The following is a 17102-nucleotide window of genomic DNA, read 5'->3' as shown; positions in this document are numbered from 1 at the left end:
CCGCCTTAAAGATTACATTTAAAAACCGCAGTTACACAGAGTTATTTACAGGGTCAAGTACTACTAATTATTTTAGTCTCGGGAAACAAAAAAGGCCGCACTAGGCAGCCTTTTTGATAGCAAATAATATTCTTAGAAACCATATAGTAATGTTAAGTTAGTTTCTGTATCAGTACTTTTGATACCTTCTAATGGATCGCTGTTGTAGCTAACCACTACGGCAAATTTCATTGCTAATGAGCCAACAATGTTAGCTGATAGCGATGTTTCTGAGCTTGCATCTAATTTACTACCCCAGTCTGCAATAAACTTTTGTTGGAACTTAGCAGATTCACCAACTAATGATTGAAAGTCAACAACCATGTGTGCAACAGCACTACTTTCATGTGTCTCGTTTAATAAAGCTTTATTTTCATCATCATACTCTTGGTAAATGTAACCAGGACCTATTTCAGCATTTAAAGACATTGTTTCGTTATCGATAAAGCGGTGGCCATAACCAGCAGCAGATGTAGAAGAGAAGTCATAACCAGAAAATTCATCTACTTCGTAGTTTGTTGTAACAAATAAGTAACTTAGATCATCTAATTGATAGTTACCTTGTAGATCAGCTGCATAACGCTTAGCAGTCACAGAATCAACATCATCTTCAGTTGCACGTTGGTATAACCCTGCAAATGTATATGAGTTTTCCCAATTCCCTAGCTCATGCTTTAATGCTAAACGACCTTTAATTGATGACGTTTCCGTGTTACCCGTTGTTAACGTTGCACCCAATTCAGCTTCACCACCAAATGTTGCATCACCTTCAACAAAGTCACTTTTTGCATATGCATGTAATGGTAAAGTGCTCGCAATCGCGACGCTAACTAATAGTTTTTTCATTTTATATCCTATAATTTTTATTGTATCCGCATGAATAGAGTGCAAATAATCGTTGGTTTTCAGCATACTAACATTTTAAAATAAAAAATAAAAAAATGAGATCTAAATCACATTACTTTATTATCAAAAAAAATTGCCTATTATTGCCCTATTTAAATACGTCAAAAATTATAACTGGATCACATAACATTTTTTTATCATTTTGGTAAGTTATCAATATCGGAAACCGATAACTCAGGCGTTAAAGAAAGTACTTCCTCTTGCTTAAACTTATTGCCTTTCACTTGCACAATAATTTGTTGCACATCCTGCTTATTGAAAAACAAATTAGTGTAATAGTCTTGTACATCTTTTAGAGTGATAGATTGCAAGCGCTCAACATGCTGTGCTTTGCTATCGATCTCTTGTTTGCCTTGAGCCCATTCATTTAATAAATATGAAAATTCTGACTTCATATTACTTGGCTTAGCTAAATAGTTTGCAATATGCGCTGCTTTTATCTCTTCAAAGTCTTCTTCTTTGACTTCATTTAGGGTCTTTTTAAATGAATCTAAAAAGGCTTCAAAACGCTCGTATAACTTCGCGCTACCCACAGCAGGACTTTGTGTAAACAAACCAAAAGCAACGTTATCTCCAACTTGTATAGAAGCGGTAAATGGAGAATAAGTTAATTGTTCTTGTGTTCGAATTTGGTCATAAAAAGCCGGTTTAAGTAGTTTATTCATTAGCTCAGCTTTTGCCAGACTCATTTCATCTTGTTTGGCTGACAAATAAAGACTTACTAAAGCATCATCTTCTAATTCAGATTTACGTACATAATTTAATGCACCTTGCTCCGGGTCCGCTTGTAGACGCTTGATGGTATAAAATGGTTTTGGTTGAATTTTAATTTTGACTTTAAGTTGAGCAACTAACTGTAATACTTCGATAGGCGACACATTACCTAACGCTAACAGGCGTACGCTCGATTCTGAGAGTATTTGTTTACTTAATTCTACTAACTGTTCACTAGTGACCTGATCAACAGCAGCCAATAAGGTTTCATCTGACCAAGCTGGTTGCCTTACTAGTTGTCTAAAACCATCTAAACCAAGATCCATGGCTTTAGTTTTCTTTTTATTATATAAACGACGTTTAAGCTCTTGTTTTGCTAGCGTTAATGATTGTTCATCTACCTGCATATTTTGTAAATGTGTTAATAGCATCAATAACAATTCATCTTGCTTATCGCTATAGCCACTGGTACTAATCATTAACCCATCACTGCTACCAATCGCAAAAGCAACACCCGCCTCTTGTGTAACAAAATGCAACTCAGATAATTGCTTATTAATAATATTAAGCAATAAGTTAATTTTAATACGTGCTGCCGGACTTTGATCATTCAAAGCATTATTTAAATGCAATTTATACATGGCTTTAGGTTCTTTCAATTGGCTTTGTTTAAACCAAACAGATAAGCCTGACTCTTTAACTAATTGTATCGCTTTTTTATTTTTCTCTGGTTTTACTAGCGTCAAGTTTTCAGGTAACCAATCATTACGCACTGGTAATATCATCTTATCTTGAATAGTCTTGGCTTTATTTAACCATTTTTGTAAACGTGATTTTTTAATACTCGCTTGTGAATATTTACCTTCATAATAAGGGATATCTTTATTGACCACTGCATTAGGTGAAACTAAAAATAAACGACTATTATCAGGAGTTAAATAAGTAATAAGCTGATTAATAAACTGCGCTTTAAACGCGTCTAATCTGAATGAATATGATAACAAGTCGGCTAATGGGTAGTGTTGCATATTCGCAGATAATCCCATTACGTAATTAAAGCCTGCGCTTTTAGGCAAAAATTTAAAGTAGTTATCTAAGCTTTTTTTCTGCTCCGTATATTGTAATGGGTTAACACCTTGCTCTTTGATTAAATTGATATAAGCAAATAAGCTCGCGACAATAGTATCTTGCTCTAGTAAACCTTTGTTGGTTAACTTAAAGGTCAAACTAAATTGTGAGTAGTGTTCGCTATGTAAGCCATAAAAACCTGCTGATACGGATTCCGTCAAACCTAAATTTTGTAAATAATCAGACAAGCCACCTTTATGGTCAGAGCCTAATAAACGACTAATATAAGCGCCAGGTTTATACATATATTGATCTTTCACAGAAGGCACTAGAAAATTAATTTGTAATAATTTTAATTCTGCCGTCGGCTTTAATTGAACCTCTATAGCACGCTGTTGATCAGTTAAAAGCGGTACCGTAATTTCCGGTTGAGTGCTATTTTTATTAGGAATTTGAGTTAAATACTTAACAGCGATTGCTTGTAATTTTTCCAGTGAACGAGGACTCGTTAATGCTACTTTCATGGTATTAGCAGAGTAGTTCTGTTCAAAAAACTGCTCTAGCTCTTGTTGCAATATGCTCTCTGGTTTATCAACAAGTGTGGTTAGATTCCCTGTACTAAAACGTGCCATCGGATGGGCTGGATTTAAAGAGTAACGCTGTAATGCATAAAGTTTACGCATATCATTATCAACATAAGTTTCATTCTCAGCATTCACCGTATGACGTTCTTTTTCTGCATACTTTTCATCTAATAAAGGAGCACGCATTACGTCACCTAAACGGTCTAATGCTTCTGGAAATGCGCTATCATTTACCTCAAAACCATAAACCGTTTTGTCCTGTGCAGTATAAGCATTTGTGTAACCACCATTTTGACTCATGAACTTACTATACTGATTAATCTCAGGGTACTTTTCTGACCCCAAAAACAACATATGTTCTAAATAATGCGCCAACCCTAGTTGTGAATCAGGGTTATGCATACTACCAATAGGCACAGATAAAGAGGCAGCACTATTTTTTAAGTCAGGATCAGATATCAACAACACCTCTAATGAATTAGCAAGGCGAATAACTTGATACTGGCGGGTATCATTAGGACTTTTGTTAATAGTTTCTTGAACAATTTCAAATGACTTCATATTGTTTTCTGTAGCCTGTAATTGGAATGAAATAAAAAAAGTAACAATAAATACACGAGTAAATCGGGTGAACATCTTGATTCGCATTAAAGGATCTCTTGGTGACTAAATGCCATTTTTATTTTAAGACATATTAGAAGATAAATAGTTTATTAGGATGCAGCGCTTCGTATTGTTAAATTTGAAGCCAGAAAGTTGTAGGGCCATCATTTGTCGAGGTGACTTGCATATCAGCAGCAAATATACCATTCTCAACAACAGACCCAAGATCACGGCAATGCGCATTAAACAACTCATATAAGCGTTTAGCTTCAAGCGGGTCTGCACTATTACCAAATCCCGGGCGATTACCTTTTTTAGTTTCAGCGGCCAATGTAAATTGCGATATAACTAATAGTTCACCATTAACTTGCTGTACATTTAAATTCATTTTTTCATTTTCATCAGCAAAAATGCGATACGCCAGTACCTTTTCGGCTAAACGTTTCGCTTGTTTATCAGTATCGCCTTTCTCTACACACAGTAGGACTAATAAGCCGCCTTTAATTGCCCCTACTAATTGCTCATTAACACTTACAGAGGCATTGCTGACACGTTGAATCATCGCAATCATGATTCAACCTCATCTTCTTCGTCAGTTTTAGCTAATGATTTAACAAACTCATCTAGTGTTGCCGTTACTTCAGCACCAATTAACACAATCAACCAGCTAAAATAGATCCAAACAAACATAATAGGAATAACAGCTAATGCACCGTAGATCACTTGTTGTGATGGGAAGTTAGTGATGTATAAAGAAAATAAGTCTGTTCCAAAGTTAAATAATAATGCAGCAACAAAACCACCCACCAGTGCATGAGAAACAGGCACTTTTTTATGTGGCACTAAACCATATACACCAGAAAAGCCTAACCAAGCAAAAACAAAGGGCATAACACTCAGTATTCTCTGTCCAATCGATAAAAATCCATCTGTATGTACAATTGAAAAAAGGTATGAGCTCATTGCAATACTACCACCAATAATAATTGGTCCTAGGCTGAGTATTGTCCAGTACATAGTGAATGCCTGTACTATTGAACGCTTCATATTGCAGCGCCAAATTCTATTAATCGTTTGATCAATCGTAGAAATAAGTAATAATGCGATAACCATTAATGAGGCAACCCCCATCATACTCATTTGCTTCGTATTTTCTATAAACCCTGTCATATGCTCTTTGACAGTGCTTCCCGCAGTAGGAACAAAGTTATTGTAAATCAAATCTTCAATTATTTTATTTAACTCAGAAAACATAGGAAAAGCAGATAAGATATAAAAGACAACGGCTAAACATGGCACTATTGATAATAAAGTAACGTAAGCAAGATGCCCCGCTGGCACTTTTATATTATCTTCACGGCTACGCTTCCATAAAAAAATACCGTAACCATATAGTAACTTCAGTTTCTTCATTAATACTTGCTGTTTAGATATCACAATCACAGTTCCTTAGCTATTCAAGAAATTTAAAATAAAAAAAAGGCCTTACTATAGTAAGACCTTAATATTAGAAAGTTAAGTACTTTAACTAAACGAACTAACCTTTCGCAGGGCGAGCTGCACGTTTACGTTCGTTCTCTGTAAGTAGTTTCTTACGAATACGAATGCTTTCTGGTGTAACTTCTACTAATTCATCAACATCAATAAACTCTAACGCTTGCTCAAGAGTTAGTTTAATTTCTGGTGATAACGTTTGTGCTTCATCTGTTCCTGATGCACGTACGTTAGTAAGCTGCTTACCTTTAACACAGTTTACTGTTAAATCGTTAGCACGGTTATGAATACCGATAATTTGACCTTCATATACTTCTGTACCGTGACCTAAGAATAGGCGACCACGATCTTGTAAGAAGAATAAAGAGTAAGTAACCGCTTTACCTGCTTGGTTTGATACCAATACACCATTTTGACGTTGACCAATTGTACCGCCTTTATGAGGACCGTAATGATCAAAGCTATGGTATAGAAGACCAGAACCAGAAGTGATTGTCATAAATTCAGTTTGGAAACCGATTAAACCACGACTTGGAATCATAAAGTCTAAACGAACACGTCCTTTACCATCTGGAATCATATTAGTTAGTTCCGCTTTACGGATACCTAATTGTTCCATGATAGAACCTTGATGCTCTTCTTCACAGTCAACTGTCAATGTTTCCATTGGCTCATGTAGTTGGCCGTCAATTATCTTCTCAATTACTTCAGGACGAGATACAGCTAATTCGTAACCTTCACGACGCATGTTCTCGATTAAGATACCTAAGTGTAATTCACCACGACCTGATACTTTAAATTTATCAGGATCTTCAGTTTCTTCTACTTTAAGTGCAACGTTATGTACTAGCTCTTTATGTAGACGGTCAAGAATGTTACGTGAAGTAACGTATTTACCTTCTTTACCACAGAATGGAGAAGTATTTACTTGGAAAGTCATTGTTACTGTTGGTTCATCAACAGTTAAAGGAGGCATTGCTTCAACATTGGTTTGTGCACAAATTGTATCAGAAATTTTAAGTTCGCCTAAACCACTGATTGCAATGATGTCACCCGCTTCTGCAACTTCAACATCATGACGCTCAAGACCTAAGTAACCTAATACTTGGCCAACTTTACCTTTACGTTCTTTACCGTCAGCACCAACAATAGTAACTTGTTGATTAACTTTAACTTCACCACGTGTGATACGACCAACACCGATAACACCAACATAAGAGTTGTAATCAAGTTGAGAAATTTGCATTTGGAAATCGCCTTCGCGATCCGCTTCTGGTGGCGCAACAGTATCAACGATAGTTTGGAATAAGTCTTCCATGTCATCTTTTTGCTCGTCCATATCAGTACTTGCCCAACCATTTAATGCAGAAGCATAAACAACTTGGAAGTCTAATTGGTCATCAGTTGCACCTAAGTTATCGAATAAATCAAATACTTGATCCATTACCCATTCAGGACGTGCACCTGGTTTGTCAATTTTGTTAATAACAACAATTGGTTTTAAACCATGTGCGAATGCTTTTTGTGTAACGAAGCGAGTTTGTGGCATTGGACCATCAACTGCATCAACAATAAGACAAACACTATCTACCATAGATAGAATACGCTCTACTTCACCACCGAAGTCAGCATGTCCAGGAGTATCTACGATATTGATATGGTAATCGTTCCATACGATTGCAGTGTTTTTTGCAAGGATGGTAATACCACGTTCTTTTTCAAGATCGTTAGAATCCATTACACGTTCTTCAGAACCACCGCGTGAATCCAATGTACCAGACTGCTCTAACAATTTATCAACCAATGTTGTTTTACCATGGTCAACGTGAGCAATAATGGCAATATTTCTTAATTTATCTAACGACATGATGCGCCTCAAAAATAACTTACTATTAAAAATACCAATTAAATAAAAGTAGACGAATCTATTTTTATTTAATTGGTATAAAAAGAATTAGGCAATAAAAACACAGAAAGTGTTCTAGCCAAATGTGCGCACATTGTAAACATAATTTCAAAAATAGAAAGTTTTAAGTCGATCACAGTTAGCGAAAATGCCCAAAAATGAGAAATAAACAGGATATACTGACCGCTTATTGAAAAACGCACCAAAATAGATGCAAGAAGCACCAAATCGGTGCAAAAATAATTTATAGTTCCATTTTGAAAGTGAATGATCTAGGTTATAGTAGGGTTCATCAAGTTGGCATAATATTCGCTGCGTGATAAATAATTAAGCTTACAATGATGGCAAATCATATTTGATTTATAAAAATATTGATTAGCGTCGTAATAATTTCCGATGTCAAATGAGGTTCAACAACATGTCTGTACAAACAATCCAAGACGTTTTAACTCTTATCCAAGAGCAAGAAGTAAAATTCGTTGATTTACGCTTTACTGATACGCATGGTAAAGAGCAACACGTTTCAATTCCACACCATCAAGTAAATGAAGACTTTTTTGAAGAAGGTAAAATGTTCGATGGCTCTTCAATTGCTGGTTGGAAAGGCATTCAAGATTCAGACATGGTATTAATGCCTGATCCTGCAACTGCTGTACTAGACCCATTCACAGATGACATGACGCTAAACTTACGTTGTGACGTATTAGAGCCAAAAACAATGCAAGGTTACGACCGTGACCCACGCTCTGTTGCAAAACGTGCTGAAGCTTACATGCGCTCTACTGGTATTGCTGATACTGTATTATTCGGTCCAGAACCTGAATTCTTCCTATTTGACGATGTTAAATACGGTAACAGTATTGCTGGTGCTTTCTACTCAGTTGATGCGAAAGAAGCTGCTTGGAACTCTGGTACTTCTTATGAAGATGGCAACACAGGTCACCGTCCAGGTATCAAAGGTGGTTACTTCCCAGTTGCACCTGTTGATTCAGCTCAAAACATCCGTTCTGCTATGTGTTTAATCATGGAAGAAATGGGCTTAGTTGTTGAAGCACATCACCACGAAGTAGCAACAGCTGGTCAAAATGAAATCGCTTGTCGTTTCAACACAATGGTTGAAAAAGCAGATGAAATCCAAATTTATAAATATGTTGTTCATAACGTAGCGCATGCATACGGCCAAACAGCAACGTTTATGCCTAAGCCTTTAGTTGGCGATAACGGTTCTGGTAACCACTGTCACCAATCATTAGGTAAAGATGGCGTGAACTTATTCTCTGGTGACCAATACGGTGGTCTTTCTGAGATGGCACTGTACTACATCGGTGGTATCATCAAACATGCTAAAGCACTAAACGCATTTACTAACTCATCAACTAACTCGTACAAACGCCTAATCCCTGGTTTTGAAGCACCTGTAATGCTTGCTTACTCAGCAGGTAACCGTTCAGCGTCAATTCGTATTCCAATCGTACCAACTGCTCGTGCAGCACGTATCGAAGTACGTTTCCCTGACCCAACAATGAACCCTTACCTAGGTTTCGCTGCGATGTTAATGGCTGGTCTTGACGGTATTAAAAATAAGATCCACCCAGGTGAGTCTCTAGATAAAGATTTATACGATCTACCTAAAGAAGAAGCTGATGCAATTCCACAAGTTGCTGTTTCTTTTGAAGAAGCACTAGCTGCACTAGACGCGGACCGTGCATTCTTAACAGAAGGTGGTGTATTCTCTGATGAAGGTATTGACGCATTTATCGAGTTAAAAACTAAAGAGTGTGAAGCAGTATCTCAAGCAACACATCCTAAAGAGTTCGATTTATACTACAGCGTATAGTTTAAAAATTTAAACATTACGTACTCAATAAAAGGCCGCCATTGCGGCCTTTTTTATTATCTAATAGACAGTAAACTGCTTATTCCCTGTAATAAAAAGCCTATAACATTTACAAAGCAGCTTAAACAGTCATTCACTAATCTGGATTTAAGATATTATCCGTCTTCCTAACTGTAATTATTCAAAAAAACTAAAGTTGGTCTAACTCTTGCTTTCTAAGTTATATATTTTTTATTTATACATTTAAAAATAACATGGCTGCTAAACGCAGCGCCTTTATATAGAAGCAAGGAGCATCACATGAGTGGAAATCAAGTCCGCCTTCAAGCAATTGAACAAATTACTAACCGTGCACCAAAAGAGGTCGTTCAAACTGAGCCACTAAATCAAATCTGGGCAACTGATGTTTTTAATTTAGCAAAAATGGAAGAAGCAGTATCAAAAAATGCTTTTAAAGCGATCAAAAAAACAGTGAAAACTGGTGAAGCTTTAGATAAAGCAACTGCAGACATCATTGCAGCAGCAATGAAAGATTGGGCCTTAGCAAAAGGCGCAAAATTTTTCTCTCATGTTTTCTATCCAATGACAAATATCACTGCTGAAAAGCATGATGCATTCATTCTAACGAACTCTGATGGTAATGCTATCAATGAGTTCACTGGCAGCTTACTTATTAAAGGCGAACCAGACGGTTCATCTTTCCCTAATGGTAGCCTACGTATGACTAACGCCGCGCGTGGTTATACAGCATGGGATCCAACAAGCCCAGCTTACATCCAGCATACTGCAAATGGCGCAACACTGATGATTCCAAGTGTATTCATGTCTTGGACTGGTGAAGCACTAGATAAAAAAATCCCATTACTTCGCTCTAATTCAGCAATGAATGAAGCAGCACAAAAAGTACTTAAATTAATGGGCGAAGAAGAAGTAGCAGCACTTGATTCAAGTTGTGGTCCAGAACAAGAGTACTTCTTAGTTGATGAAAACTTTGCTAACGCACGTCCAGACTTACTATTAGCAGGTCGTACATTATTTGGTGCGGCTCCAGCTAAAGGTCAACAATTTGATGATCACTACTTCGGTGCAATCCCAGCACGTGTACAAGTGTTCATGCAAGATTTCGAAGACAAACTATACAAGCTAGGTATCCCAGCTAAAACACACCATAACGAAGTTGCACCAGGTCAGTTTGAAATTGCACCTTACTACGGCGCAGCTAACGTTGGTGCAGATCAACAACAATTGTTAATGACAATGATGAAGCAAACAGCTAAAGAGCACGGCTTCCTATGTCTATTACATGAAAAACCATTCGCAGGTGTAAATGGTTCAGGTAAACACGTTAACTGGTCTGTTGGTAACAGCACACAAGGTAACTTATTAGATCCAGGTAAGACGCCACATAAGAATCTACAATTCTTATTATTCTGTGGTGCAGTTATTCGTGGTGTACATAAATTTGGTCCATTACTACGTGCAGTTATTGCTTCTGCAGGTAACGATCACCGTCTAGGTGCTAACGAAGCGCCACCAGCGATTCTTTCTGTTTACCTAGGTGACCAATTAGAAAGAGTATATGACGAAATTAAAACAGGTAAACTAACAACTTGTACTCAAGGTGGTGAAATGGATCTGGGTCTTTCTCAAATCCTTAATTTCGCACGTGATCCAGGTGACCGTAACCGTACTTCTCCATTTGCATTTACAGGTAATCGCTTTGAATTCCGCGCTGTAGGTTCAGAGCAGTCTGTTTCAGGTTCTCTAGTTGCAATGAATACAATGCTTGCTGATTCACTAAACTGGATTGCTGAGAAACTAGAAGTTGCTTTAGAAAAGCAAGATAAAACGGCTGCTGTAATTACTGTTCTTAAAGAATTAATGGAATTACACGGTAATGTTGTATTCGGTGGTGACGGATATTCAGAAGATTGGCATACAGCGGCAGTTGAAGAACGCGGCCTGAAAAACATCCCAACAACAGCTGATGCTTTACCAGCATTTAAATCGCCTGAAGTTATCGAGCTATTTGAAACAACAGGTGTTTTATCACCAGTTGAATTAGAAAGCCGTTACGAAGTTTATGCAGAACAATACAATTTAGCGATTGAAGTAGAAGCTAAATTAGTTATTGATATCGCTAAAACTAAAATTTACCCAGCAGCAATTGCGTATGTTTCAGAGTTAACGCTAGCCTCTGCTTCAACACTAGATTTAGGTATTGAATTAGACTCATCAGTTGCTAAGTCAGTAGCAGAGCATATTAATGGTCTATTAGCAGCAACAACTAAGCTTGAAGCTGAAATTGCTAAACATGACTTTGCAGATACCGAAGCGCATATGCGCCATAGTGCTGATGTAATTTGTCCATTAATGGCTGAAGTACGTGAACACGGTGATGCACTTGAATTATTAGTAGCGGATGAATTATGGCCTCTACCTAAATATTCAGAAATGTTATTTATTAAGTAATATTCAATAATAAAAAGACCTTGGTGGCTTTCTCTTGAGAAAGCCACTTTTTATAAAATAGTATTATCGTCATTCATATGATGATTAATCACTATTCACAATAAAATGAAGGAACGATAGGCATCAATTAATTAAACATATTTTTTTCTCTATTACCTACCAGATCAATAAGCAGTGTAATAAACACTATACTGTTAATAAATCAGGCTAATATTGAAAGGAAGTATGATGAAAGATATCGTTACTTATTTATCAATGTTATTGTTTTTAACGTTGGCTTCGGTAAGAGTTCAGGCAGAAATTTATCATTGGGTTGATGCTAATGGTAACAGTCACTTTTCAGATATTGCCCCCTTAATAGGTGCACAAAAAATATCTATTGAAAAGCAAAACTTAATGTCTACAAGCAAGAACCAACAAACAATACAATTGAAGCAGAACAAAACAACAGAAGTCACTCAAGGTGAATACAGTATCAAGATACTTTCACCCAAAGAAGATATAGCAATACGTAGTAATAATGGCACTATAGATATCAATGTAGACATAAGGCCAGAACTAAATAACAACCAATTATTACAACTATTTATAGATGGTGTAGCATTTGGTAAATCACAAAAATCAACAACAATTCGTGCATTAAATATTGACCGAGGCACTCATCAGTTACAAGTGAAACTATTAGATAATGAGGGCAATATATTAACTAAGACACAAGTTGTTACTGTTCATTTACAACGAGCAGCTATTAAATAGATTGTAGGACTATGTTAAAAGAACCTTGTAAAGAACTTGCTTTTACCTTTCTCGAAGAAGCGCAAACCGCTTTTTTGGTTTTAGATACCTCTTTAAAAGTGATCTACACTAACCCAGCAAGCGAGCATTTACTCTCACAAAGCAAGCAAAGGTTATATGGGAATTACTTAAAAACCCTCGCAAAACAATATCATTTCTCTTCAAAAATTATAGAGGAGTTACTTGTTGACCAATCTTCTTTTACTGCAAATGAACTGTCTTTATTAATTGATGGTCAGCCTATTCTGATTGATTTAAGCGCAAACTATATCATTATCAATTCAATATCTTACGTATTGATCGAAATGCGCTGCATTGAACATCAAAAGCGTATTAGCCAAGTACATTATCAAGAACACCAACAAAAAGCGGCACAGGAGCTTGTTAGAGGCTTAGCCCATGAAATTAAAAACCCATTAGGTGGTTTGCGTGGTGCAGCACAACTGTTAGAGGCTGAACTGCCTAGTGCAGATTTAAAAGAATTTACACAAATCATTATTGAACAAGCAGATCGATTAAGTGCGCTTGTTAATAGATTATTAGGACCACAAAAAGTAGGCACAAAAAGTATTCATAATATTCACTCTGTCTTAGAAAGTGTTCGTAAGCTAGTTAATTTAAATTTACCACAACACATTAAAATTAAGATGGACTATGATCCAAGTATCCCAGATTTTGAAATGCAACCAGATCAGTTGCAACAAGCTCTATTAAACATAGTACAAAATGCAGTACAAGCTTTACAAAATGAACCTGGTGAACACACTATTACGCTGCGTACACGTGCCGCGACTCAAGTTGTAATCAATGGATTATCACAACGCTTATCTACAGAAATAAAAGTAATTGATACCGGTCCTGGGATCCCTGAGCACTTACAAAGCACCCTCTTTTACCCAATGGTTACTGGACGAAAAGACGGTACAGGGTTAGGTTTATCAATCGCACAAGAATTAATTAAACAACATTTTGGACGTATAGAAGTTGCCAGCCAAAAAGGTAAAACAGAGTTTTCTATTTATTTACCAATATAATTTTGAGCCATGCAATAAAAATAAAATATTAAGGATGAACAATGACAGCTTGGATAGTAGATGATGACCATGCCATTCGCTGGGTCTTAGAACGAACATTAAAAGCTGAAAATATAGAGCATGCAAGCTTTCCAGATGCAGAGTGTTTATGGCAGCAATTATTAATTGAACAACCTGAAATAATTATTTCAGATATTAGAATGCCGGGTATAGATGGTTTAGAGTTGATGCAAAAAATTCATCAACGCTATCCCCTTATTCCGATCATTATTATGACGGCACATTCAGATTTAGACAGCGCAGTTAATGCTTATCAAAGTGGTGCATTTGAATATTTACCTAAACCTTTCGATATTCATGAAGCAACGGCACTTATCAAGCGTGCACTAAATCATAGTAAGGAGCTAAAACAACAAAAGAAACCGACTGCACAAGCCATTGCAACCCCTGAAATTATTGGTGAAGCACCGGCAATGCAAGAGGTTTTCCGTGTTATCGGGCGTTTGTCTAGCTCTAGTATGAGTGTATTGATCAACGGTCAATCAGGAACAGGTAAAGAACTTGTTGCCCATGCGTTACATAAGCATAGCCCGCGCAAAAATGAGACCTTTATTGCGCTTAATATGGCAGCGATCCCAAAAGAATTGATAGAAGCTGAATTATTTGGTCATGAAAAAGGCGCTTTTACAGGAGCTGCTGCAAATCGACAAGGTCGCTTTGAGCAAGCTGATGGAGGCACTTTATTTTTAGATGAAATCGGTGATATGCCTTTAGACGTACAAACGCGTTTATTACGCGTATTAGCGGATGGGCAATTTTATCGTGTTGGTGGCCATCAAGCGATTAAAGTAGATGTCCGTATCATTGCTGCAACCCATCAAAATTTAGAGCAAAAAGTACAAAGTGGTGACTTTCGTGAGGATTTATTCCATCGCTTGAATGTGATCCGTTTACAGTTACCTGCACTAAAAGAACGCCGCGAAGATATACCACTACTAGCGAATCACTTTTTGCAGATTGTTGCCAATGAATTAAATGTTGAAAGTAAACAATTAACTAAAGCAACCATTAATTACCTCAGTGGCCTACCTTGGCCTGGGAATGTTCGACAACTTGAAAATATTTGTCGTTGGTTAACTGTAATGGCCAGTGGTCAAGAAGTTCATATCAATGATTTACCGCCTGAGCTAGGAGAGCAAGAAACACCAGATCAGGGCAATGCGCCAGAGCAGTGGCAAGATAGCCTAAAAAAATGGACTGATACACAACTTAAAAATGGTGAAACAAATATCCTAGGGCAATTATTACCTGAATTTGAAAAAATAATGCTGCAAAGTGCCTTGAAACATACGCAAGGCAAAAAACATGAAGCAGCAAAATTGTTAGGCTGGGGACGCAATACACTAACGCGCAAACTAAAAGAACTTAACTTAAACGATTAATTAATACTTTTATAATCGCCCTGTTTCAGCTTAATGCTAAATAAAAACCTAATTTTCTGATCAGAATTAGGTTTTTTTATACTTGCGCATAAACAGGTTTATCACCTAGCCAACGGTCCACTAATGGACGAATATATTCAGGGTGAGCGTCAATTAAAGCTAATGCCAGTGATTGTACTTGAGGAATTAAAGCTTGGTCTCTCAAGAGATCTGCAATTTTCATATCTGCAATGCCAGTCTGTTTTGTTCCTAATACCTCTCCTGGTCCTCTAATCGCTAAATCTTGCTCTGCAATATAAAATCCATCATTACTTTCTCGCAACACATTTAATCGTTTTAAAGCAGTTTTAGATAATGGGTATTTGTAAAGTAATACACAATGACTAGCGACCTTTCCTCGTCCTACACGCCCACGCAACTGGTGTAATTGTGCTAAGCCTAACCTCTCAGGGTTTTCAATGATCATAAGGCTAGAATTAGGAACATCTACACCAACCTCAATAACGGTTGTCGCAACCAATAAGTCTAACTCACCCGCTTTAAATGAATCCATTACATATTGTTTTTCCGCTGCTTTCATTCGCCCATGAACCAAGCCAATACGTAAATCAGTCAAAGCCAGCTGTAAATTATTGGCGGTATCTTCTGCTGCTTGGCACTCTAACGCTTCTGACTCTTCAATCAAGGTACATACCCAATAAGCCTGCCTGCCTTCCTCTTTACACGCTTTATAAACACGCTGAATTATCTCTTCTCGTCGAGAGTCGGCCAATGCAACCGTTTTAATCGGTGTTCTGCCCGGCGGCAATTCATCTATTACAGAAACACTTAAATCCGCATAGGCTGTCATAGCAAGCGTTCTAGGAATGGGTGTTGCGGTCATGGTTAATTGATGTGGAACCAAACCATTATTAACGCCTTTTTCGCGTAACGATAAACGTTGATCAACACCAAAGCGATGTTGTTCATCGACTATAATTAACGCTAAATTATGAAAAATAACGTTCTCTGAAAATAAAGCATGAGTGCCAATCACCATTTGTGATAAGCCTAAGGTAATATTTTCAACTTGATTACGTTTTTCTTTTACTTTCATTTTTCCAGATAGCATCCCCACCCGCACACCTAATGGCTCAAACCAACTTTGGAAGTTTAATAGATGTTGTTCTGCTAGCAGCTCTGTTGGTGCCATTAAGGCAACCTGATATCCAGCCTCTATCGCAGTTAGTGCCGCTAATGCTGCGACCAATGTTTTACCCGATCCCACATCACCTTGTACTAAACGCATCATAGGTAGCTCAAGGTTTAAATCTTGTTGAATCTCAGCATTAACTCGATGTTGTGCTTCCGTTGGAGAAAACGGTAAATTATTCAATAACTGTTGCGACAACACTCCAGGTGCATTCAATACGGGCGATTTATGCTGTTGTGCTTGCTCTCGTAATGCCAACATACTAATTTGTTGCGCTAATAACTCTTCGATAATTAAACGTTGTTGAGCAGGATGAGTTCGCTCTTCTAATTGCTCTATGCTCGCTGACGGAGGTGGACGATGTATCGTCATCAATGCATCAAATAAACTAATAGGGTGCATCAGTAACGAGGTGGGGATTAACTCTTCAACTTGGTTTTGTTGTAAGTGTTGTAATGCTTGCTCTGTTAATTGGCGTAAACTATTTTGCTTTAAACCCTCAGTAGTCGGGTAAATAGGTGTTAGCACCTCCTCTACGGAACTCGATGTGTTTTCTGCCACTAATGAATATTCTGGGTGAGTCACCTCAAGGCCTTGATAACCGCGCTTAAATTCGCCAAAACATTTTATCCACTGCCCTTCTTTAAAACTGTTTTTTTGAGCAGCATTGAAGTGAAAAAAGTTTAATGTAGCGATCCCTTCCCCATCACTTATTTTACACTTTAAAATACGACGTTTACCAAATTGAACCTGACAGCTAACGACTTCACCTTGTATGCTAACTTGCATACCATCTTTAATATCTTTAATTGCATAAAGTCGAGTGCGATCTTGATAATGCAACGGCAAATGAAACAATAAATCTTCGACTGTATTTAAGCCTATTTTGCTCAGCCTTTCTGCAACCTTTGCTCCCACACCTTTTAGTGCAGACAAAGGTATTTTACTTAATTTCATTTACTACCTCTGTTAACTATTATTCATTTAATACGTAATGTATAAACCACTAAAGGTGA

General features: G+C 37.2%; 11 protein-coding genes. 5 read left to right on the top strand and 6 right to left on the bottom strand.

Features of this window, described 5'->3' with window-relative positions:
- Positions 1-132: 132 nt before the first annotated feature.
- From V6256_RS02950 to typA, 5 genes are all read right to left on the bottom strand, one after another.
- Entirely contained in the window at positions 133-885 is a 753-nt protein-coding gene (locus V6256_RS02950) for a DUF481 domain-containing protein (RefSeq protein ID WP_341596563.1), read from the bottom strand.
- A 197-nt stretch (positions 886-1082) separates the two neighbouring features.
- On the bottom strand, positions 1083-3959 hold the full coding sequence (locus V6256_RS02945; RefSeq protein WP_341596562.1) for an insulinase family protein: 2877 nt from the start codon (positions 3957-3959) through the stop codon (positions 1083-1085).
- Positions 3960-4047: 88 nt separating this feature from the next.
- Positions 4048-4485 carry a D-aminoacyl-tRNA deacylase gene (dtd, locus tag V6256_RS02940; RefSeq protein WP_341596561.1) on the bottom strand — a complete coding sequence of 146 codons (438 nt, stop codon included), beginning with the start codon at positions 4483-4485 and terminating at the stop codon, positions 4048-4050.
- Positions 4482-5351: a virulence factor BrkB family protein gene (locus V6256_RS02935; RefSeq protein ID WP_341596560.1), complete on the bottom strand. Its 870-nt coding sequence runs from the start codon at positions 5349-5351 to the stop codon at positions 4482-4484. Before V6256_RS02935 ends, dtd begins: the two co-directional genes overlap by 4 nt.
- A 100-nt stretch (positions 5352-5451) precedes the next feature.
- Positions 5452-7275, bottom strand: coding sequence for a translational GTPase TypA (typA, locus tag V6256_RS02930; RefSeq protein ID WP_341596559.1), 1824 nt, complete (start codon positions 7273-7275; stop codon positions 5452-5454).
- 457 nt (positions 7276-7732) lie between these two features.
- On the opposite strand from typA, the gene glnA reads away from it, so the two are divergent.
- The 5 genes from glnA (at position 7733) to glnG (ending at position 14894) form a co-directional block, all read left to right on the top strand.
- On the top strand, positions 7733-9151 hold the full coding sequence (gene glnA / locus V6256_RS02925) for a glutamate--ammonia ligase (RefSeq protein WP_341596558.1): 1419 nt from the start codon (positions 7733-7735) through the stop codon (positions 9149-9151).
- A gap of 300 nt (positions 9152-9451) precedes the next feature.
- The gene (locus V6256_RS02920) at positions 9452-11623 is read left to right on the top strand and encodes a glutamine synthetase III family protein (RefSeq protein ID WP_341596557.1); all 2172 of its coding nucleotides are present in this window, start codon (positions 9452-9454) and stop codon (positions 11621-11623) included.
- A 228-nt stretch (positions 11624-11851) separates the two neighbouring features.
- Positions 11852-12379: a DUF4124 domain-containing protein gene (locus V6256_RS02915; RefSeq protein ID WP_341596556.1), complete on the top strand. Its 528-nt coding sequence runs from the start codon at positions 11852-11854 to the stop codon at positions 12377-12379.
- Positions 12380-12390: 11 nt separating this feature from the next.
- Positions 12391-13452 carry a nitrogen regulation protein NR(II) gene (gene glnL / locus V6256_RS02910; RefSeq protein ID WP_341596555.1) on the top strand — a complete coding sequence of 354 codons (1062 nt, stop codon included), beginning with the start codon at positions 12391-12393 and terminating at the stop codon, positions 13450-13452.
- 41 nt (positions 13453-13493) lie between these two features.
- Positions 13494-14894 (top strand): nitrogen regulation protein NR(I), encoded by a 1401-nt coding sequence (gene glnG, locus V6256_RS02905; protein WP_341596554.1) that lies wholly within the window; start codon positions 13494-13496, stop codon positions 14892-14894.
- A gap of 76 nt (positions 14895-14970) precedes the next feature.
- Here the strand turns inward: glnG and recG are convergent, their stop codons facing one another.
- Positions 14971-17043, bottom strand: a complete 2073-nt coding sequence (recG, locus tag V6256_RS02900) for an ATP-dependent DNA helicase RecG (RefSeq protein WP_341596553.1) — start codon at positions 17041-17043, stop codon at positions 14971-14973.
- Positions 17044-17102: the final 59 nt, after the last annotated feature.

Origin of the sequence: Psychromonas aquatilis, assembly GCF_038155185.1 — a bacterium.
Taxonomy (GTDB): Bacteria; Pseudomonadota; Gammaproteobacteria; order Enterobacterales; family Psychromonadaceae; genus Psychromonas; species Psychromonas aquatilis.
Note: the sequence above shows the minus strand (reverse complement) of the source record. Positions and strands in the feature narration are given on the sequence as shown.

Coding starts and splice junctions, on each gene's coding strand:
- V6256_RS02950 (WP_341596563.1), bottom strand. CDS start 885: ATGAAAAAACTATTAGTTAGCGTCGCGATTGCGAGCACTTTACCATTA.
- V6256_RS02945 (WP_341596562.1), bottom strand. CDS start 3,959: ATGCGAATCAAGATGTTCACCCGATTTACTCGTGTATTTATTGTTACT.
- dtd (WP_341596561.1), bottom strand. CDS start 4,485: ATGATTGCGATGATTCAACGTGTCAGCAATGCCTCTGTAAGTGTTAAT.
- typA (WP_341596559.1), bottom strand. CDS start 7,275: ATGTCGTTAGATAAATTAAGAAATATTGCCATTATTGCTCACGTTGAC.
- glnA (WP_341596558.1), top strand. CDS start 7,733: ATGTCTGTACAAACAATCCAAGACGTTTTAACTCTTATCCAAGAGCAA.
- V6256_RS02920 (WP_341596557.1), top strand. CDS start 9,452: ATGAGTGGAAATCAAGTCCGCCTTCAAGCAATTGAACAAATTACTAAC.
- V6256_RS02915 (WP_341596556.1), top strand. CDS start 11,852: ATGAAAGATATCGTTACTTATTTATCAATGTTATTGTTTTTAACGTTG.
- glnL (WP_341596555.1), top strand. CDS start 12,391: ATGTTAAAAGAACCTTGTAAAGAACTTGCTTTTACCTTTCTCGAAGAA.
- glnG (WP_341596554.1), top strand. CDS start 13,494: ATGACAGCTTGGATAGTAGATGATGACCATGCCATTCGCTGGGTCTTA.
- recG (WP_341596553.1), bottom strand. CDS start 17,043: ATGAAATTAAGTAAAATACCTTTGTCTGCACTAAAAGGTGTGGGAGCA.